Consider the following 19217-nt stretch of genomic DNA (forward strand, 5'->3'; position numbering starts at 1 on the left):
TTAATTAAGAGTAAAAAAATATTAGGCTAAGTATAATGCAGGCAAATAGTACACCTTAAGGTAGCCTGCAATGAAAAAAGCGAAAAAACCGACCGTTTTGGCAGTAGATGATACTCCCGAAATTCTCCATTTGGTGATGGAACTTCTGCATTGTGATTATACGCTTAAACTTATAAATGACCCAAAAAAAGCACTTGAATTGCTTCAAAAAAATCCTGAAATCGACTTGATACTGCTTGATGTTATGATGCCTGCAATGGATGGGTATGAGTTGTGCAAAATCATAAAAAGCAACCCTCGCTATGAGAAAGTACCCGTCATCTTTTTAACTGCGCTTGAGAAAATGAGTGATGTCATAAGAGGGTTTGAGAGCGGGGCAGCAGACTATGTGACAAAGCCTTTTGTGCCGGATGTGTTAAGGGCAAGGGTTAAGACGCACGTAGAGAGAAAATTGGCTTACGATGCGTTGGCAAGGGAGCTTGAGGCAAAAGAGGAGATGCTCTTTAAGCAAAGCAGGATGAGTGTTTTGGGAGAGATGTTTGAAAATGTCACACATCAGTGGAAACAGCCGCTCTCCATCATAAACATAGGGTGCAGTACGTTAAAGATGAGTTATGAGTTTGATGAACTGACCATGGATGAGGTGATTGCAACCATTGATATGGTGATGGCAGAATCTGAGTATTTGAGCCAGACGATTGATGATTTTAGAGATTTTGCAAGAGAGGATAACGAGAGGGAGCTTTTTGATATGCACGCTCTTTTTGAGCATGCACTTGAGATTTTATCTTTTAGACTGAGTAAAATCGAGATAGAAGTAAGCAACGACATAGAGAGTTTCAAATACAGATCATGCAAAAACTACATCATTCAGGTTTTTATCAATATCTTAAACAATGCTATTGATGTTTTGGAAAAGGGTGCCAAAAAAGGATGGATAAAAGCGAGTTCCAGAGTTGAAGATGGGAGTTTTATCGTTACCGTATGTGATAGCGGGGGTGGGATAATTTTGCAGGACATTGACTCTGTTTTTGAAAAGTATGTCACGACAAAAGTGGCAGAATCCGACTCGGGGCTTGGGCTTTATATGACAAAAGAGATTTTGCAAAAAAAAGTGGATGCAGAGATAGTTGCATATAACAAGGATGAGGGCGCATGTTTTGAAATACGCTTTAAATTTGCCTATGCAGAGGGTTATGATGATGCAGCAGTGTGAAGATGAGTTTAAAAAAACGATAGTTGCCATTGATGATACGCCTGATAATCTTCTGCTTATTATGGAGATTTTAAAGGATAGATACAAAGTTAAAACATTTAAAGAGCCAAAAAAAGCGTTAGAGTATCTTTTGTCAAACGCATGTGTTGACCTTGTCCTCTTAGATGTGATGATGCCAGAACTTAGCGGTTATGATCTCTTGAAAGTGCTTAGGCAAAATCATAGTACAAAAGAGATACCGGTTATCTTTCTAACGGCGCTCTCTTCTCAAAGGGATGAACAAAAGGGACTGGAACTTGGGGCGTGTGACTACATAACTAAACCTATCTCTGTTCCCATCATGCTCTCACGCATAAATGTCCATCTCGAAAACAGAGCTGCAAAAGAGTTTTTAAAGAGTAAGGCTGACTATCTTGAAGAGGAAATAAAAAAGAGAACAAAAGAGATACTCTCCATCCAAGATATTACCATTCTCACCCTTGCTTCTCTTGCTGAGACCAGAGATACCGATACGGGCAATCACCTCAAACGTACACAGCGTTATATCAAGATACTCGCTCTTAAGCTAAGGGAACATCCAAAATTTAGAGATTACCTAAACGATGAGGAGATAGAGACGCTCTTTCGCTCCGCTCCTCTTCATGATATAGGCAAAGTTGGGATTGCGGACAAGATTCTCTTAAAACCCGCAGGTTTGAGCGATATTGAGTTTGAAATTATGAAAACACATACCACGTTAGGTAAAGAGGCGATTGAGCATGCAGAAGAAGAGGCAGGGGTTGAGGCTGCTTTTTTAAAGACGGCAAAGGAGATTGCATACTGTCACCATGAAAACTATGACGGAAGCGGCTATCCTCTTGGACTTAGCGGTGATGAGATACCAATCTCCGCCAGACTGATGGCGCTTGCGGATGTTTATGATGCACTTACAAGCCGCAGGGTTTACAAAGAGGCAATGTCACACGAGAAGGCACGTTCCATCATAGTGGATGGGTGTGGAGTGAAGTTTGACCCTAAAGTTGTAGAAGCTTTTTTGGAGATACAAGAGGAGTTTCTTCTTGTTTCCCAAAAATATGCAGATACTGATGTGGTACTGCAACAAAAACAAAATCTTATCGAGAGGATGTTATAGCCATGATAAGCAAATTGCTTCTTCTGCTTTTCTTATTTTTAGAGTCGGCTTTTGGGCAAAGTTTTAGGGAAAGTCTCAGTGAAAAAGAGAGGGCATGGCTTGATGCACATCCCATCATAAAACATACGGGAAATCCACAATATCTTCCTTATGAAGCTTTTGATGCAAACGCCAAGCATCGTGGAATGGTGGCTGAATATCTTGACGAAATAGAAAAAATGATAGGTATCAAGATAGAGAGGGTTCCATCATCTTCTTGGGAAGATGCGCTTTTAAAGTCAAAAGAAAAACAAGTCGCTATGCTTACCAACTATACAAACGATGATGAATTTGCCGCTACACACAGCATAACTAAAGGATTTATCAAAAGTCCTGTCGTTGTCATCAAGAAAAAAACTCAAAAATACCAGACTTTTATCTCTGATTTTGAGGAGTTAAAAGGGGAGAAGATAGCACTTGAAAGAAAGCACGCTTTTTTAAAACCTGTCATAAAAGAGTATCCGGAACTAGATTACAGAGAGGTCGATACTATAGAGGGTGTGCTTAAAGGGGTTGCGGAAGAGGAGTTTGATGCGGCACTTATAAGTCTTAATGTCGGCACATACAACATCTCTGAACATGGGTTGCGTAATTTGCATGTTGTGGGTACACATGATTTTGAGTTGGAGCTTGGGTTTCAGATAGCAAAAGAGGATGAAGTACTCCTTGGTATATTGAACAAAGTACTGGACGCGTTTTCACATAAGCAACACCATGAGATAACAAATAGATGGACGCTGATTGATATAAAACAGAGTTTTGATTACGGCTATGTGCCGCTGCTGCTTTTGATTATTGCGGCGATAACACTGCTTTACTTTTTTCGCTCATATGAACTCAAAAAAAAGATTGAAAAAAGTACGTCCGAAATCTCTAAACTTCTCAAAGTTTTTGATGAGCATGTTATCGCTTCGGAGACGGATTTGCAGGGTAATATTACCTATGTCAGCAAAGCATTTTGTAGGATTAGCGGCTATAGCCAAAAAGAGCTTTTAGGTAAAAAACACAGTGTCATAAAACATCCGGATAACGATCCTAAGATATATAAAGAGCTTTGGGAGACGGTCTCTTCGGGAAAAGCTTGGCACGGGCTTGTAAAAAACCGTAAAAAAGACGGTGGATACTACTGGGTGGAGACTGTTGTAACACAAGACTTTGATGCTTTTGGAAAACCTTTTGGCTACATGGCGGTGCGTCAGGATGTAACTGCGGAGATGGAGCTAAAAGAGTTCAATGAAAACCTAGAAGAGATTATAAAGAGCAGGACCAATGAGCTTTTGGCTCTCAACAAACAGCAAAAGGCGGTCTTTGATTCGGCGAGTATCGGGATACTGCTTTTGCAAAATAGAGTTGTCAAAGAGGTAAATGATGCCTTTTGTGAGATGACGGGATATGCCAAAGATGACATTACCGGCTTAACCACAAGAGCTCTTTGTGAGAGTGATGCAAGCTATGAGAAGATATATGACTACTACAAAATCGTTGAAGCCGGTGCGATTGCCGGATGGGAGCAGAAGATTGTCAAAAAAGACGGAACTATATTTGAAGCAAAAGTTCGCATAAAAGCAAAAGATGAGCATGATACCTTGGCGGGAGTAGTTGCCACCATAGATGATATCACGCTAGAGAAAAGAGCGCTGGAAGAGATAAAAAAAGCAAAAGAGATGGCAGAAGATACCGTCAAGGTAAAAGGACAGTTTTTGGCAAATGTAAGCCATGAGATACGTACGCCTATGAGTGCCATCATAGGTATGTCGCATCTGGCACTAGAGAGCGGTTTGAGTGAAAAACAGAGAGGTTATGTTCAAAAAATCGAAGGTGCGGCAAAAAATCTTTTGGATATCATCAACGATATTTTGGATTTTTCAAAGATTGAGGCAAAAAAGATGACGCTTGAACATAGAGCATTTTACCTTGAAGATGTTTTTGAAAATCTTATCAACCTTTTTGTCTTTAAGATAAAAGAGAAAAATCTCCAGCTTCTCTTTAGCATAGAACATAATGTACCGTCTGCGCTTATAGGAGATGCGCTCAAGCTATCCCAAATACTTACAAATCTAGTCAGCAACGCCATAAAGTTTACTTCAAACGGAGAGATAATTATCGGGGTAAAAACAAAAGAGAGAGATGCCCAAAGTGCCAGAGTTGAGTTCTGGGTGCAAGACAGCGGTATAGGATTGTCACATGAACAGATAGAGAGACTTTTTTCTCCTTTTGAACAAGCAGACGGCTCCATTACAAGAACATACGGCGGTACGGGACTTGGACTCTCCATATCCAAACATTTGGTCGAAATGATGGACGGAACTATCGGCGTAGAGAGCGAACTGGGCAGGGGAAGCAAGTTTTACTTTGATATAAAAGTGGATTTGGCAGAACAAAACAGAGAGCTGATGCAAGATGGCGTATCTAAAAAACTGCTTACTCCATCCAACCTTCAAGATGCTGTTTTACATGCTTTTGGCAAAAAAATGCCAAAACATAACGGTTATCATGAGGCGGCGCAACATCTTCGCGGAGCGGAAGTGCTTTTGGTGGAGGACAATAAGGAAAATCAAGAGATTGCCAAAGAGTTGCTTGCAAAGGTCGGTGTGAGCGTTACCATCGCAAACAATGGCAAAGAGGCACTTCAAAAGGTAGATGAAAAGCTCTTTGACGGAGTGCTTATGGATTGTCAGATGCCTGTGATGGATGGGTATGAGGCGACAAGTATTTTACGTCAAGAAAAACAGATGACGAGTATGCCTGTTATCGCTATGACGGCTAATGCGATGCAAGAGGATAAAGAGAGATGTGTCAAAGCGGGAATGAATGATTTTGTGGCAAAACCTATCGATGTAAAACTTTTTTACACGACACTTGCAAAGTGGATAAAGCCTAAAACAAACCATCAGATGACACAAGATAGCAGTGGCAAAAAAGAGGGAGCCAACCTTTATACATTGGATATATACGGTATAGATATCGACAAGGCACTGGATAGAGTTGCAGATGATGAAGAGATACTCTTTGGGATTCTTAAAAGGTTTGCGGCTTCACGAAAAGATGAGATGCAAAAGATAGCTAAGATGTACGAAGAGGGCAATTTTGATGAGTTTAAAATGGCGGTGCATACGCTCAAAGGGCTAAGCGGCAACATAGAGGCAACTGCTGTCTATGAAGCACTCAAAAAGCTGGAAAATAGCATCAAAGAGGAGGGTGTAAACTCAAAAACCATAAAATCACTGATGCAAGAGATAGATGAGGAGCTAAAAAAAGTCGTAGCGTCCATAGAGACAAATTTTAGCAATTTAAAAGAGGAGAAAAAAGTCTCGGATGTACCGGATGTTGAGGATCTTCAAAAAGATATAGAAGTGTTGCAAGAACATTACAAAAACTTTGACTCTGACGCAATTAAAGCATCACAGGAGTTATCGCTAAAGCTTTATAAGTATCTGCCAAAACAGAGAGTTGAACCGATGCTAAAAGCTTCTCTCAACTTTGACTTTGATGTGGCTTCTGCTGCACTTGACACAATCTCAAAAGAGTTAGGAGGTAAGATATGTCGGTAGAAAAAATAGTAGAACTGCAAAAAAAAGCACAGGGGCTGAAGTTGTTATACGCAGAGGACAACAAAAATTTGCAGCAGCAGGCTCTAAAAGTATTTACAAAGATATTTTCTGATGTTTTTGTCTGCGGCAATGCCCAAGAGGGAGTGGAACTTTTTAAAAAACATCTTCCCGAAGTGGTTATAACCGATATCAATATGCCCGGAATCAGCGGTATAGAGATGGCAAAGAGGATAAAAAAGATAGAGCCTTTTACTAAGGTAATCATTACTAGTGCATTTGATGACAAAGAGCATCTTTTTGGTGCGATTGATGCAAATGTGAGTAAGTACCTCAAAAAACCAATCTCTGTTTCGGTGCTTGTCGATGCGATAGAACATGTTGTAGATGAGGTGCTTTTTGAGAAAAACAAAGATATGTTTGAGCACTATGTCAGAGATGTTTTTCAGTATCAAGATACGATGCTTATCCTTGTAAAAGGACAAGAGGTTCTTATCGTCAACAAAAAATGTCTTGAATTTTTCCAAAAAGGGTCACTTGAGGAGTTTAGAGAGATATTCGCAGATTTTGGCAAACTGTTTTTAAAACATAACAACTTTTTATATAACTATGAGGGTATGGAGTGGCTTAAGAGTGCCAAAGAGAGTAACTCAAAACTCTTTAATGTCAAGATGGCGGATAGTGAAGGTGAGAGCAGGCACTTTATACTCAAAGCCTATAAAATCCCCAAAAAAGAGGATACTTTTATCCTCTCTTTTGATGATATCACAGAACTCAATCTGCTTATAGTTTACGATAAAGGCGCTGTGCAAAAAGAGAAACAGGAGAATCAAAAAAAGATTATCCACAACATTTTTGAAATTATCAAAAGAAACAACTCCAATATTCGTATCTATAACTCTTATAAGGGACTTAACATTTCCAATGTCGGAACTTTAGCGGATGTAAATCAAGACGGTTCTATAGTGTTGCAAACCCAGTATCTGCAACAAAGAGCTATCAAGATAAATAACTATCTTATCTTGGAGTCTGAACTCTTTCCGGCAGCTGTTTTTTGCGAGGTGGTAAATGTGGACTTTGAAAAAGGCGAGGTGCTTTTGAAAAACTATAAGTTTATAGATAATAAACCATCCGAACAGGAGTTTACAAGGGTAGAACCTGAGGAGAAGCATCAAATAACGCTCTTTTTTGAGGGACGAAAGATAGTTATAGAGAGCAGACTTGTGAATGTAAGTGTAGGCGGAGCAAAAATAGTTCTCTCATATCTTCCTGCCGGTTTTAAAGAGCAAAGCGAGATAGTGGTAGATATGGTTTTTTATATTGAGACAAAACCGCTTATCGTCAACATAAAAGCAAAGGTGAAAAATATCATTGAGCAAAAAAAGGAGTTTGAAGTGATTGTGCTCTTTGATGAAGATAGAGGCGCAAAACATCTTTTGACAGATTATGTTGCAAGCAGACAGATGGCACTTATAAGAGAATTTAAAAAATTATGATAAAAAAAACTGTAGCGATAACAATTTTATTTTTTACTATCTTGTCTTTTGCCTCTTATCTTTTTGATAGAGAGTTTGAAAATCTAAAAGAGGAAGAACTGATACAAAAAGTTGCAAAAGTTCATAGAGTTTTTGATCAAAGAGTTGAGCAAAAACGCCAAGATTTGAACTACTATCTGCAAGAGATTTTACAGAACAAAGAGCTTTTAGATGCTCTCAAATATGAACAAAGAGAGAAGATTGATACTATCGTAAGCCCTTATTATAATGTGATCAGCAGGGTTGATGCAAGTATAAAACTGCTTACGTTTCGAACAAAAGAGGGTATTACACTCTATAGAGCGCATGAAAAAGAGTTTTACGGGGATTCTCTCGACAAAAAACGCACAATCATTTTGGATACAGATAAGCAACAACGCTCTTTTAGCGGTTTTGAGGTGGGTAAACTTTTTATTAGTTATCGTGTAACACGCCCGATTTTTTGTAAGAATGAGTATATAGGAAATGTCGAAATAGGAGCCGACCCGACACTTATGCTGAAAGATTTGAGCGCTGTTTTGGATGCAGATATAGGAGTGGCGGCACAAAACAGATTTTTGGAAGTGATGAATGGCCCAAATACACTTTACATCGGCGATAAACTATTTATGCTGCAAGGAAATAGAAATCTTGAAAACTATTTTTCAAAAAAATCTCAAAGCAAAAACGGATACAGGGTTGATGCTTCTGTTGATTTAAAAAATCATAAATTGGAGCTTATCGGATATCTGATTTTTGGGTTTGATATACACAGGCAATTTGCCCAATATAAAAAAGAGCAAGAGAAGATTTTTTGGTTTTTTGCTTTTGTGTTAGGTATATTTTTTGCACTTTTTACTTTTATGCTTTATGAGAGAAACGCGCAGTTGCAAAAAGATGATAAGGACTTCTTAGATTTGACAAAAGTTCTTAATGAAAAGAGTGTTACCCCGTATTTTCAGCTCATAGTAGATGCAGATGCAAATGTGGTAAAGTATGAGGCTTTGATGCGCATAGTTTATCAAGAGGGTGGAGAGACAAAAGTTTTGCTGCCTGATGTTTTTCTAAAAGAGGCAATCAAAGAGGAAGTTTATATCTCTCTTTTCCAAGAAATGATACAAAAAAGCATGTACCGTTTTAAAGACAGAGAAGAGATGATTTCTCTAAATTTTTTGCCCAGCGACCTTTTCAATATCTATATCATGCAAGAGTTTGTACAAAATATAAAGATGTTTGACACGCCGCAGAGAGTAGTCGTCGAGATATCGGAAGTAGAATGTGCAAAAAACTTTTCAAAAGTGCTTCAAGTTGCAAAAAAGCTAAAGGGGTTGGGAGTTGGCATCTGTATAGATAATTTTGACGGAACTTCTTTAAATTACTCTACGCTTTTAGCCATAAACCCGCACTCCATAAAAATAAATGGAACTCTTCTGGCAACAAGAGGCGCTGTAGGCTATGAGCAACTATATTCCATGCTACAATTTGCAAAAGAGAACAACATAAAAGTAGCAACAGATTTTGTTGCGGACAAAGAGATGTTTGAGCTTTTAAAAACATACGGAATTGAGGAGTTTCAAGGTTACTATTTCGGGGAACCGAAGAAATTTTTAGAGGAAAAGTAAGTTTTTTTTGCATGGGATGGGCGGCTATCTTCTCCCGCCACCACCGCCACCGCCTCTTGAGCCACCGCCCCTAAAGTCGCTTTCCATTGAATTTCTGTTATTTTTTTGAAATTCTTCCGTTTTCTCTTTGCCTTGTTGGTACTTGTTTTCGTATTGGTACATCTTCTTCTCTTCTTGTTTCTCTTTGTTTCGCTCTCGCTCCACATTCATGGCACCGTTGCCGCTGTTTTCTTGCATCTGCTTCATTTTCTGCTCATGTGCAGCGATACCTTCTTCCCCAAAACAGACTCCCGCAAGCAGGAGGGATAAAACTAAAACTTTTTTCATTTTGCATCCTTTTGTTGTGATATTAAGTAATAGACGACAAATAATCTTATAGCTATGAAATTATTTGTCGTCTATTACTTAAAAGTATGACACAAAAATGAGTAACGTGTTACTACCCCTTGACACCAGAGCGATGCAAACGAGAGTGAAGCACATTTGCCAGTCGTTTATTTGTGTGGGTTTGGTATAATATGAGAAAATAATTCCTTAAGAGGTTAAAAATGCAAACACTACATTTGAGGGCAGAAAGTAAGACTATTGAAACAATTATGGGTATGTTAAATCAAATATCACAAAAAGGTGAAGAGATTGAGATTATTGACAATCTTATTTACAATAAAGAATTACAGATGATTTCAAAATCTCTTAGTCAGATAGAAAAAGGTCAGACAAAAGAGCATAATGAAGTTTGGAGTGAATTGTTAAAATAATGAGAATTATTTACACTGAACTATCCATCCAACAACTTCAAAATATTAGAGAATATATTTCATTGGATAGTAAAAAAACCGCAATCGCTCATTTATCTAACATAAAAAACAAGATAGAAATTTTATCTACTTATCCATATATTGGTAAAATAAATGCATCAGTCAACTCAGAAAACATAAGAGAGTATGTCGTGCTTGGTTATAAGGTGATTTATCAAATCAGTAATGATAAATTGTACATTTTAGCAATTTATAAAAATATTGATTTTAATGAGGAAGATTTATCTTTTCTGGATTAACTTCAACCTGAGATTGAAAGTTTTTTTTCAACATTGGCAAAAAAACAAAATACAAATTTGACATAAATTATAAACAAACTCCTCAGCAAAGACAAAGTTTACGCACACACTACAACTGCTTTTAAAAAGTAACCCTTGCTAGCTTCAAGTATGGTCTCCTACTCTAAGTCTATAAGCAGGTTCAAAATTATCTTTTGCTATTATCTCTAGTACACTATTTTTAAAATGCTCTAACAGCCAAATAACTTTAGAGGTGCCCTTTATAGAGCCTCACCCCTTGACACCATCTGCTCTTGGAGCTTTTAAAAAGCCAAAAAATACTTTGATGTAGAGTATAAACGGCACAGTCCACACGACGGCGGAGAGCATATATAGCGTTTGCGTGTGCTCTGCATAAAAAGGGATAGCCCCTCGCATAAGAGTAGCCGTAACTAGCAAACCAACCATTAAGTGTGTGTAGATGTTGCTTGTCAGATGTCGTCCCGTATGAATCCAGCCAATGATTATCATGACCATCAAGTAGGCAAGTCCATATCCGCCGCTTGTTATGAAGTGTCTGAAGCTGCTTGTATTTGCCGCACCGTTTGCCAAAATATCCCACCCTATAAGTGCGTATCCGCACGAGAGCATAAAAAAGATAAGCCCAAGATAGATAACAAAAGGTTGGTTGATAATCACTTTGTCTTTTAGGATGTAGTCGCTTGTAATGGCAAGTATCGCCGCACCTGCTGCAAGCCCTATCCACCCAAGAGCGGAGTTGGCAGGATAGAAAAACTCTACGAGCGTAAAAAGCATCACGGTAAAAACCGCTAGGTTAGTTAGAGGAGGGCGTGCGATATAGACGTCGTCTATGCCTTTGTCTTCCATGAGTTCATTGACAGCTTCCATATTTACCCGTCTGAGAGCTAAGAGTATAAGCACTACATGACCGCCAAGAGCGATTTTGAGGATGTTCATCGGGTCACTCTGTGAATGTCCAGCCATAGCGGCAAAAAACCATGCTTCAATGAGAAAAAGCCCTAAGAGCGTGTAGCCCAAAGAGGAGTGTCTTTGGAGTTTGTCAAGTACGGCTATGCGTGCAAACCACAAAATCCATCCAAGCATGGCAAGATTTAGAAGTGCAGCCACATAAACACCAGTGATATCGATAAACCAAAAGCTTAAGCGTCCCGCAACCCACAAAAGCATCACATTTTTGAGTTTTTGCCCGATGAGTGGTACAAATCCGGGGAAGAGTTCCGGAAGTCCCGTGGTCAAAAATGCCAAAACTCCAGCCGTCAGGATTCCAAAGAGCATCTCATAAACATGCCAGAGGAGTACATTTTGCATAAACGGGATATTTAAAACACCGCTGTAAACAAGCCCCCAAAGAAGCATGGAGAGTATCATATAAGGCGCAAGAAGCAGGAAAACAGGGCGAAATCCATAGGCAAGATAGGCAGGTACGCCCGTGTCGTCAGGGTAGTAAAGGTAGTGGTTGGTAGCGTGGAGTATCGGCTCTTTTTCTTCTTTTTTGCTCATTATTTTAGTTCCAGTTCAAATGTTCTTATAATCTCTTCATCCTGAAGTATCTCGGCACTTTTGCCATAAACATATCTGTCGTCTCTCTCGTTTTGGATAAGGTCAAACTTGAATTTTTTTACGATATGTCCGGGGTCGGCTTTGAGAAGCAGCATCTCATCACTCAGGCGGATAGCCTCCATAAGGTCGTGCGTGATAAAAAGAATACTTATCTCTTTTTTGCTTATCATCTCAATAAGCACGCTTTGAAGCTCTTTTTTTAGCCCGATATCCAGAGCGGAGAATGGTTCATCCAAAAAGAGCAGGGCAGGTTTGACGACTAAGGCTCTTGCAAAACTAACTCTTTGCTTCATACCGCCGCTGAGGTCTTTTGGAAATTTGTCAAAATCATCTTCTTCAAGCCCAAAACGAAGCGCAATATCTTGAGATTTTTTGATAGCCTCGCTTTTTTTCTCCCCTTTTGCCAGAAGTGCCAGAGCGATGTTGTCTATGACGCTCTTCCATGGAAGCAGGCGTGCCTCTTGAAACGCAAAAGCACTGCTTGAAAAAGTGTTGGTTACACTCCCCTCTTGAACATCTAAAAGCCCTGCGCAGAGGTGTAGAAGCGTTGTTTTTCCGCCACCGCTTGGTCCGACGATAGAGAGAACTTCCCCTTTTTGGAGAGTAAAGTTGATATTTTTCAAAATCTCCGTAAAACCAAAACGATGGTTGAGTTTTGCGACCTCTAATCTCTCCATAGTTCCACCTCCCGCTTAAGTGGCTCTAAAATGATGTACTCGATGAACATAAGCGAGCCTATCATGATGACCACGATGGAGAGAGCTGTGGGTGTATCAAGCTGGCTTCTCGCCGTTGCAAGCGATGCGCCGATACCGTTGCTTGTCGCCAAGAGCTCCGCCATGATAACTATCTTCCACGCCATTCCAAGCGCACTGACCCATGCAGGAAAAACATAGGAGAAGATATGCGGAAAGTAAACATCAAAAAAGCGCATGTGCCACGGAAAATGAAAGCTCTGTGCCATCTCTTTGAGGTCACCATCCAGTGTTCGTGTCCCTTGAAGCGCACCAACAAAGATAATGGGAAATGAAGCCACGGTAACGGTAAATATAACCGTCTCATCCCCCATCCCAAACCAAATCATCGCAAGAACTATCCAAGCAATCGGCGGCATACCCACAAGGATAGTAACTATGGGGCGGCTCATCATAGAAGCGGTAGCGAAAAATCCCGCCAAAAGTCCAAGTGTCGTTCCAAGCACCAAAGCCGCACCAAAACCGATGGAAGAGCGGTAAAGCGTCGTTTCTATCTCTGCTAAAACCGCATCATCATGAAGCATGGTATGTAATGTTTTGAAAGTTTCAAGAGGAGAAGGGAGGACTAAATCGCCGTAAACCTGATTGCCGACATCCCAAAGAGCGACAAAGAGAAAGATGGAAGCCACCGCTCCCCACCCGCTCCAAAGAAAGGCGGGAAAATCTTTTAAAATCTTAAATGCAAATTTCATACTCTACTTTCCATAGTAAAAACTCTCCTGCGGAAGCTTCTCGCCAATACTTTTTGGCTCTTCTGCTTTTAGGACTTCAAAGAAAAACTCTAACTCTTTTTTAGCCTCTTTTGCAGGTACATTTTTGAGGCGCACATGGGAGATGGAGTCGTTTATCGCATCTTCGTTTAGCATGGTAAGCGTTTTTGCGGCAAGTTTTCCCGCCTCTTTTGGGTTTGCTTTGTACCACTCAAGCGACTTTGCGTACTCCTCTTGAAATCTTTTGATAAGATGCTCATCCTTGACATGCCCCATAACCGCAATACCCGCTTCGGGGATATCGCCTTTTGTTCCAAAAACTTTGCCCCACTCCTCTTGCAAATCAACGCTTCTGTAAAGTTCAGGCGCAACGATGCTCACAGGAAAAGATTTTGTTTTGCGAAGTGCCATAGAGATGGCAGGTTCAGCCAAAAGCGCATGGTCAACTCTTCTCATGATTAGCATCTGCATCGCATCAACGGGAGTAGCCACATAGACGAGTTCAAAATCTTTTTGCGGGTCTAAACCCTCTTTTTTTGCAAGTTGTTTAAAGACGACATCGGGCATATCTGCACGAAACGGAACGGCTATCTTTTTGCCTTTGAAATCTTTAAGAGTTTTGAGTGTGTTATCACGGCTTATCATCCCCAAAATCCCCCAGACAGAGACGCTCAGGAGTTTTATGTCCACTCCTTTGTTGTTGAGCGTTGCCGCCGTGTTGGTCGGAACTGCCACAAAATCGACATCCCCCTTAATCGCCATAGCACGAAGTTCATCAGGGTTTTTCCAGACACGAAACTCTACCTTCTCCGCCACATCTTTAAGAGCGTTCGTCTCGATCATATGTAAAATCGGATGCGAAACAGAGGCAAAAGGTCCGGAAACCACAAGTTTTTCAACCTTTGCATCAGCAAAAGAAGCGCCAAAAAGCATCATTGCACTAAACGTATAGAGTAATTTTTTCATAGTCTCTTCTCCTAAAATATATTTGGTATATTACTAATAATGATAGTAGTTATCATTGATTTTAATCAATTTTAAAAAATATATCCAACTCTTGCGATAAATCGCTCTTTTTCAAGCGGCTGATACTCTTTTAAGTCATAATGCGCCAAGAACGAAATACCCACGCCAAAGTGGATTTTGGGTTTGCCAAAAGGCAAAAACTCTATCTGCGGCGTGACATAACCCGCACTTCCGCTAAAAGCCTTAAACGGAAGCATCGCGCGAAGCTGTGTGTTGGTGTCCTCGCCCATGTCGGTTGTGGTATTGTACGCAAAATTATACTCAATTCCCACATTTATCTGTTTTGTAATGGCTTTTGTCGTAGAGAGATCAAAGCTTAACTCGTTTCCAAAATCATAATCATGCTCTGCTTTTGGTCTGTAAGTAAACATAGTGTGAGCGTCCATTTCCCAGTTATCATCCAACATATATGAAACTCCCATCCCGATTTTATACTCAAACTCTCCCGTTCCCATCTGTGTGGGCATCGGGGTATTTATGCCTGTAGCAAAAGCAGGAGCTTTTTTAAAGCCGTTGTCGTTTGAACCTGTCGGGAGCTTTACGCCGCCATCAAGAGAGAGTTGAAACCCATACTTGCTCATTGGCAAAAGCACATGCCTTGCAACCATGATAACATCGCCCACCCCGCTGTTGTCTATGGCGACATCATTTATGCCAAGCTTTGCAGTAGCTTCTATGTTTTTATATGGAACTATAACTCCCAAAGTCGTTGTTTTTGTTACCCCGTAGTTTAGTTTAAACAGAGTTATATTTGCCGTTGCATCCAAATTTTCTTTATTTTGTGCCTCATGAGAGCCATCAAACATATTTTTTCTATCAAACTGTATATGTTTGATTGTCATCTTTGCCACTCCCTCAGGCAAAACCTGCGCCCCGCCTTTGGAGTTTATGGCAGGGACAACATCCGCAAATATCATAAGCGGCGCAACCATGCCCAACGCTAAAGCTATTTTTTTCATTTTTCCAACCTTTTTTAAAGTGATATTCATCCTCAATAAAGAAGTGTAGTGGAAAAGTTCTTAATTTAAGATAAATAGTGATAGTCATTATCATAAAAAAAGTTTAATAACTTTTCGATAAAATTTCATCTATGAATAAAGAACAATATAAAAAAGCAGTAGAGCTTTTAAACCTCTACTCATATCACTACTATGTCCTTGACAACCCGCTTACTACCGATGAGGTTTACGATAAACTCTACCATGAAGTTTTGGAGTATGAAGAGCAGCACGAAGAGGATATTTTAGCCTTTTCTCCTACGCAGCGAGTCGGTGATGTTGTCTCTGATGGATTTGATAAAGCCTCACATCTTAGTCGTATGTGGAGTTTGGAAGATGTTTTTGATTCTGATGGACTGCAAAAATGGCTTACTAAAACCTACAAACTTGATAGCAATATCTCCTTTTATTGTGAACCAAAGTACGACGGTGCATCGCTAAATCTTATCTATGAAAACGGTATTCTTGCTCAAGGTATCACGAGAGGAGATGGAAGTGTGGGAGAGCTGATAACGCAAAATGTCAAGACGATTCGCTCCATTCCTCTGACCATTGAGCATAAAGAGCGCATTGAGATTCGCGGCGAAGTTGTGCTTTACAAAGAGGAGTTCGAGAGGATAAACCAAGAGAGAACCGTAAAAGGCGAGGCAGTTTTTGCAAACCCGAGAAATGCAGCGGCTGGGAGTTTAAGACAGCTTGACTCAAGCATTACCGCTTCAAGAAATCTTGTCTTTTTGCCTTACGGTGTGGGAGAAAATACGTTAGAGCATAAACTTCTAAGCCAAAAGATGGAGTATATCTACTCTTTGGGATTTAAAAAACCGCCTCTTTGTGCAGTATGCAGAGATTTTGGCGAGATAGAAGCGGTGTATGATGAGATGAACAAAAACCGCGATAGTTACGCCATGATGCTTGATGGGATGGTTATAAAAGTAAACGAGATAGCCGCGCAGATAGATATGGGCTATACGGTCAAAAACCCACGTTTCTCAGTTGCTTACAAGTTTCCGGCAGTCGAGAAGATAACCACGCTAAAAGAGATAATCCTTCAAGTCGGACGAACGGGCGCAGTAACTCCGGTTGCCGTGGTTGAGCCGACAAACATAGACGGTGTTATAGTCGAGCGCGCAACTCTGCACAATTTTGACGAGATAGATAGAAAAGATATACGATTAAAAGATAAAGTGATTATCCTTAGAAGCGGAGATGTGATACCAAAAATCATAAAAGTTTTAACCCATGAGAGAGACGGAAATGAGGCTAAGGTTCAAAGACCTACAAATTGTCCTGTTTGCGGCGGTGAGCTTTTGGACGAGGGAGTTCTCTTGAAGTGCCAAAACCTTACATGTGAAGCAAGAGTTATAAACTCCATCATCTATTTTGCCTCAAAGCCGTGTTTAAATATCGACGGTTTGGGTTCAAAAATAGTTGAAGCTCTTTTTGAAGCGGGCTTGGTAAAGAGCGTGCTTGATTTGTTCGACTTGAATATGGAGAAGCTTTTAATACTGGAGGGTTTCAAGGAGAAAAAAGCGCAAAATCTGCTTGAGTCGCTAGAAGCTGCAAAAGGGTGTGACTACTGGCGATTTGTGAACTCTTTGGGGATTGAACATATCGGAGAGGTTGCGTCTAAGGCTTTGAGCAGCAGATTCGGAAGCTCTTTTGTAGATGCCTCAAAGGATGAAATAGTTGCACTAGATGGCTTTGGCGAAGAGATGGCGGAGTCTGTTTTGGAGTTTGTCAGAGTAAACAGAGATACAATTGCAAAACTTCAAGAGATTTTACGCCCCTTAGAACCAAAACAGAGACAAGAGGCAAAAGAGAACCCTTTTAAAGACAGAAGTGTCGTACTCACAGGAAGTATGAGCCAAAGCAGGGACACGATAAAAGAGATGCTTGAATCTTTGGGCGCAAAAGTTGTAAGTTCGGTCTCTAAAAAGACGGATTTTGTGATTTACGGCGAAGATGCGGGGAGCAAATACGACAAGGCTATGGAGTTGGGAGTTACGGTTCTTAGTGAGCAAGAGATGAGAGAAAAACTTGAGCAGGCTTGATAACTATTTGGTTGAACATGGTTTATGCGAGAGCAGAAATAAGGCGCAAACGCTCATAAAAGAGGGACTTGTAAGCGTAAACGGCGAGCAGATAATCAAGAGTTCGTTTGCACTAAAACAGAGCGATAAAGTAGCAGTGAAAGAGCATAAAGAGTATGTCTCCCGCGCGGCTTTTAAACTAAGTGCTTTTTTGGATGAGACGGGGCTTGATTTAAAAGGCAGCGTTGCACTTGACATAGGCTCATCAACAGGCGGATTTACGCAGGTACTACTGGAGAGCGGAGTTGCTGAGGTCACGGCTGTAGATGTAGGGCGGGATCAGCTTCATGCAAGCCTAAAAAAAGACAGCAGAGTTCACTCATACGAAGAGTGCGATATAAGAGAGTTTGAGAGTGACAAAGAGTTTGACATAGTTGTAAGCGATGTCGCTTTTATCTCCCTGCTTCATATACTTGATGCCGTGGACAGACTTGCAAAAGATAAAATCATCCTGCTTTTCAAACCGCAGTTTGAAGTAGGACGGGAAGCAAAAAGAGATAAAAACGGTGTTGTAACCGATGAGAAAGCCGTACTGCAAGCGATGATAAAGTTTGAAGATGCGTGCAAGCTAAAAGGGTGGAGATTGGTTCAAAAATCAGCTTCAAAACTCACAGGCAAAGAGGGCAATCTGGAGTACTGCTACTTTTTTGAGAAGTAAAATATGACAAATTGCAATACTTTTTAGGCCAATACATTCAAAATAGTTATAATGCCCAAAACGATTGTTAAAGGGGAGACCGATGAAACCAAACGAATCAATCAAGCTCTTTGAAGAGAAAAAGGTACGCACTCTTTGGGATGAAAAGCAAGAGAAGTGGTATATATCTATTGTAGATGTTGTTGAGATATTGACGGAAAGTGCTGACTTAGGTGCTTATTGGAGGAAATTAAAACAAAGGTTAAAAGCTGAGGGAAATGAAACCGTGACAAATTGTCACACTTTGAAAATGAAAGCAGAAGATGGGAAGATGAGGCTAACGGATGTAGCCGATACGCAGCAACTTTTTAGACTTATCCATCCCATCCCATCGCCAAAAGCAGAGCCTTTTAAGCTATGGTTGGCAAGAGTGGCAAGTGAACGACTTGATGAGATGAGCGACCCTGAACTTAGCATTGATAGAGCGTTGAAGCAGTATTTGGAACTCGGATACAGCCAAAATTGGATAAATCAAAGACTAAAAAGCATAGAGATACGAAAAGAGTTAACAGATGAGTGGCAAAGAGTAGGAGTGCAAAAGGGAGCAGAGTTTGCAACACTTACAGACATCATCACAAAAACTTGGGCAGATAAAGCAACAAAAGAGTACAAAATCCTAAAAGGACTCAAAAAAGAAAATCTGCGAGACAACATGACAAATACGGAGCTTATTTTAAGTATGTTGGCGGAAGCCTCAACAAAAGATATTTCAGAAGCGATAAATCCACAAAGCTTTGAGGAGAGTAAAAATGTTGCACGCCAAGGCGGTAATGTAGCAAAAGTAGCAAGAGCCGAACTTGAAGCTACACTATAAAAATAACTGTGTTGCACTTGATTGTTGAATGGGCGTTTAAAAAAGGGTTGTATATAGATGGAGAAAAATTTTATACACTAGAAACAACATTGAAAAATTCAGAAATAGGATTTCAAAATATAACAAATATATCTGAAATCAAGGCAATTGTAAAACCATTTGAAAATGAAAAGATAGATATTTCTAAATTAGAATATAAAATATAAAAGTTTATTTTTCCTCATTCAACCTCTACAGAGGTAGAACGCATACTGAACACTTGTACCATCAAGCCAAAAACTTTAACATAACCTTAAAACATCATTATATATAATGCACATATAAGTACACATATATTAAGCAAAGATGGCGCAGTTTACTATATATATGGATAACAATCTTGAAGAGAAAGTAAAAACAGGTTGGGATAACTTCGTGT

General features: G+C 40.0%; 17 protein-coding genes. 11 read left to right on the top strand and 6 right to left on the bottom strand.

What is annotated here, in order from left to right; genetic code table 11:
• Nucleotides 1-70 precede the first annotated feature (70 nt).
• From PHY84_RS00405 to PHY84_RS00425, 5 genes are read left to right on the top strand one after another with little or no spacing between them, the layout of a single operon-like run.
• Nucleotides 71-1216 carry a hybrid sensor histidine kinase/response regulator gene (locus PHY84_RS00405; RefSeq protein WP_299856554.1) on the top strand — a complete coding sequence of 382 codons (1146 nt, stop codon included), beginning with the start codon at nt 71-73 and terminating at the stop codon, nt 1214-1216.
• Nucleotides 1161-2348: an HD domain-containing phosphohydrolase gene (locus tag PHY84_RS00410; RefSeq protein WP_299856556.1), complete on the top strand. Its 1188-nt coding sequence runs from the start codon at nt 1161-1163 to the stop codon at nt 2346-2348. The genes PHY84_RS00405 and PHY84_RS00410 overlap by 56 nt, the downstream gene beginning before the upstream one ends.
• Before the next feature lie 2 nt (nt 2349-2350).
• Complete coding sequence (locus PHY84_RS00415) at nt 2351-5938, top strand: PAS domain S-box protein (RefSeq protein WP_299856558.1); 3588 nt, start codon at nt 2351-2353, stop codon at nt 5936-5938.
• Nucleotides 5929-7431, top strand: a complete 1503-nt coding sequence (locus PHY84_RS00420; protein ID WP_299856560.1) for a response regulator transcription factor — start codon at nt 5929-5931, stop codon at nt 7429-7431. Before PHY84_RS00415 ends, PHY84_RS00420 begins: the two co-directional genes overlap by 10 nt.
• Nucleotides 7428-9071 (top strand): EAL domain-containing protein, encoded by a 1644-nt coding sequence (locus tag PHY84_RS00425; protein WP_299856562.1) that lies wholly within the window; start codon nt 7428-7430, stop codon nt 9069-9071. Before PHY84_RS00420 ends, PHY84_RS00425 begins: the two co-directional genes overlap by 4 nt.
• A 24-nt stretch (nt 9072-9095) precedes the next feature.
• Here the strand turns inward: PHY84_RS00425 and PHY84_RS00430 are convergent, their stop codons facing one another.
• The gene (locus PHY84_RS00430; protein WP_299856564.1) at nt 9096-9398 is read right to left on the bottom strand and encodes a hypothetical protein; all 303 of its coding nucleotides are present in this window, start codon (nt 9396-9398) and stop codon (nt 9096-9098) included.
• A gap of 221 nt (nt 9399-9619) precedes the next feature.
• Here PHY84_RS00430 and PHY84_RS00435 point away from each other — a divergent pair, with 221 nt between their 5' ends.
• Together PHY84_RS00435 and PHY84_RS00440 are read left to right on the top strand one after the other, a co-directional pair.
• A complete protein-coding gene (locus PHY84_RS00435) occupies nt 9620-9829 on the top strand; it encodes a hypothetical protein (RefSeq protein ID WP_299856566.1) in 210 nt (69 codons plus the stop codon).
• Nucleotides 9829-10128 (top strand): type II toxin-antitoxin system RelE/ParE family toxin, encoded by a 300-nt coding sequence (locus tag PHY84_RS00440; protein WP_299856569.1) that lies wholly within the window; start codon nt 9829-9831, stop codon nt 10126-10128. Before PHY84_RS00435 ends, PHY84_RS00440 begins: the two co-directional genes overlap by 1 nt.
• Nucleotides 10129-10398: 270 nt before the next feature.
• On the opposite strand, the gene PHY84_RS00445 is transcribed toward PHY84_RS00440, so the two are convergent.
• The 5 genes from PHY84_RS00445 to PHY84_RS00465 form a co-directional block, all read right to left on the bottom strand.
• Nucleotides 10399-11649 (bottom strand): NnrS family protein, encoded by a 1251-nt coding sequence (locus tag PHY84_RS00445; protein WP_299856573.1) that lies wholly within the window; start codon nt 11647-11649, stop codon nt 10399-10401.
• Complete coding sequence (locus PHY84_RS00450) at nt 11649-12386, bottom strand: ATP-binding cassette domain-containing protein (protein WP_299856575.1); 738 nt, start codon at nt 12384-12386, stop codon at nt 11649-11651. Before PHY84_RS00450 ends, PHY84_RS00445 begins: the two co-directional genes overlap by 1 nt.
• Nucleotides 12374-13156: an ABC transporter permease subunit gene (locus PHY84_RS00455; RefSeq protein ID WP_299856577.1), complete on the bottom strand. Its 783-nt coding sequence runs from the start codon at nt 13154-13156 to the stop codon at nt 12374-12376. Before PHY84_RS00455 ends, PHY84_RS00450 begins: the two co-directional genes overlap by 13 nt.
• A gap of 3 nt (nt 13157-13159) precedes the next feature.
• Complete coding sequence (locus PHY84_RS00460) at nt 13160-14140, bottom strand: ABC transporter substrate-binding protein (RefSeq protein ID WP_299856579.1); 981 nt, start codon at nt 14138-14140, stop codon at nt 13160-13162.
• A 71-nt stretch (nt 14141-14211) separates the two neighbouring features.
• Nucleotides 14212-15159: a transporter gene (locus PHY84_RS00465; RefSeq protein WP_299856581.1), complete on the bottom strand. Its 948-nt coding sequence runs from the start codon at nt 15157-15159 to the stop codon at nt 14212-14214.
• 131 nt (nt 15160-15290) lie between these two features.
• Between PHY84_RS00465 and ligA the strand changes: the two genes are divergently transcribed.
• The 4 genes from ligA to PHY84_RS00485 all read left to right on the top strand — a co-directional run bounded on the left by ligA (nt 15291) and on the right by PHY84_RS00485 (nt 19005).
• Nucleotides 15291-17249 carry an NAD-dependent DNA ligase LigA gene (gene ligA, locus PHY84_RS00470; protein WP_299856583.1) on the top strand — a complete coding sequence of 653 codons (1959 nt, stop codon included), beginning with the start codon at nt 15291-15293 and terminating at the stop codon, nt 17247-17249.
• Nucleotides 17236-17946 carry a TlyA family RNA methyltransferase gene (locus PHY84_RS00475; RefSeq protein ID WP_299856585.1) on the top strand — a complete coding sequence of 237 codons (711 nt, stop codon included), beginning with the start codon at nt 17236-17238 and terminating at the stop codon, nt 17944-17946. Before ligA ends, PHY84_RS00475 begins: the two co-directional genes overlap by 14 nt.
• Before the next feature lie 82 nt (nt 17947-18028).
• Nucleotides 18029-18799 carry a BRO family protein gene (locus PHY84_RS00480; protein WP_299856587.1) on the top strand — a complete coding sequence of 257 codons (771 nt, stop codon included), beginning with the start codon at nt 18029-18031 and terminating at the stop codon, nt 18797-18799.
• 11 nt (nt 18800-18810) lie between these two features.
• Complete coding sequence (locus tag PHY84_RS00485; RefSeq protein WP_299856589.1) at nt 18811-19005, top strand: hypothetical protein; 195 nt, start codon at nt 18811-18813, stop codon at nt 19003-19005.
• Nucleotides 19006-19217 lie beyond the last annotated feature (212 nt).

This window comes from Sulfurimonas sp. (assembly GCF_028694605.1).
Lineage (GTDB): Bacteria > Campylobacterota > Campylobacteria > Campylobacterales > Sulfurimonadaceae > Sulfurimonas.

Excerpts from the sequence above, each read along its gene's own strand:
- PHY84_RS00435 (WP_299856566.1), top strand. The coding sequence starts at position 9,620 with ATGCAAACACTACATTTGAGGGCAGAAAGTAAGACTATTGAAACAATT.
- PHY84_RS00405 (WP_299856554.1), top strand. The coding sequence starts at position 71 with ATGAAAAAAGCGAAAAAACCGACCGTTTTGGCAGTAGATGATACTCCC.
- PHY84_RS00440 (WP_299856569.1), top strand. The coding sequence starts at position 9,829 with ATGAGAATTATTTACACTGAACTATCCATCCAACAACTTCAAAATATT.
- PHY84_RS00445 (WP_299856573.1), bottom strand. The coding sequence starts at position 11,649 with ATGAGCAAAAAAGAAGAAAAAGAGCCGATACTCCACGCTACCAACCAC.
- PHY84_RS00430 (WP_299856564.1), bottom strand. The coding sequence starts at position 9,398 with ATGAAAAAAGTTTTAGTTTTATCCCTCCTGCTTGCGGGAGTCTGTTTT.
- ligA (WP_299856583.1), top strand. The coding sequence starts at position 15,291 with ATGAATAAAGAACAATATAAAAAAGCAGTAGAGCTTTTAAACCTCTAC.
- PHY84_RS00460 (WP_299856579.1), bottom strand. The coding sequence starts at position 14,140 with ATGAAAAAATTACTCTATACGTTTAGTGCAATGATGCTTTTTGGCGCT.
- PHY84_RS00420 (WP_299856560.1), top strand. The coding sequence starts at position 5,929 with ATGTCGGTAGAAAAAATAGTAGAACTGCAAAAAAAAGCACAGGGGCTG.
- PHY84_RS00480 (WP_299856587.1), top strand. The coding sequence starts at position 18,029 with ATGAAACCAAACGAATCAATCAAGCTCTTTGAAGAGAAAAAGGTACGC.
- PHY84_RS00465 (WP_299856581.1), bottom strand. The coding sequence starts at position 15,159 with ATGAAAAAAATAGCTTTAGCGTTGGGCATGGTTGCGCCGCTTATGATA.
- PHY84_RS00415 (WP_299856558.1), top strand. The coding sequence starts at position 2,351 with ATGATAAGCAAATTGCTTCTTCTGCTTTTCTTATTTTTAGAGTCGGCT.
- PHY84_RS00425 (WP_299856562.1), top strand. The coding sequence starts at position 7,428 with ATGATAAAAAAAACTGTAGCGATAACAATTTTATTTTTTACTATCTTG.
- PHY84_RS00450 (WP_299856575.1), bottom strand. The coding sequence starts at position 12,386 with ATGGAGAGATTAGAGGTCGCAAAACTCAACCATCGTTTTGGTTTTACG.
- PHY84_RS00455 (WP_299856577.1), bottom strand. The coding sequence starts at position 13,156 with ATGAAATTTGCATTTAAGATTTTAAAAGATTTTCCCGCCTTTCTTTGG.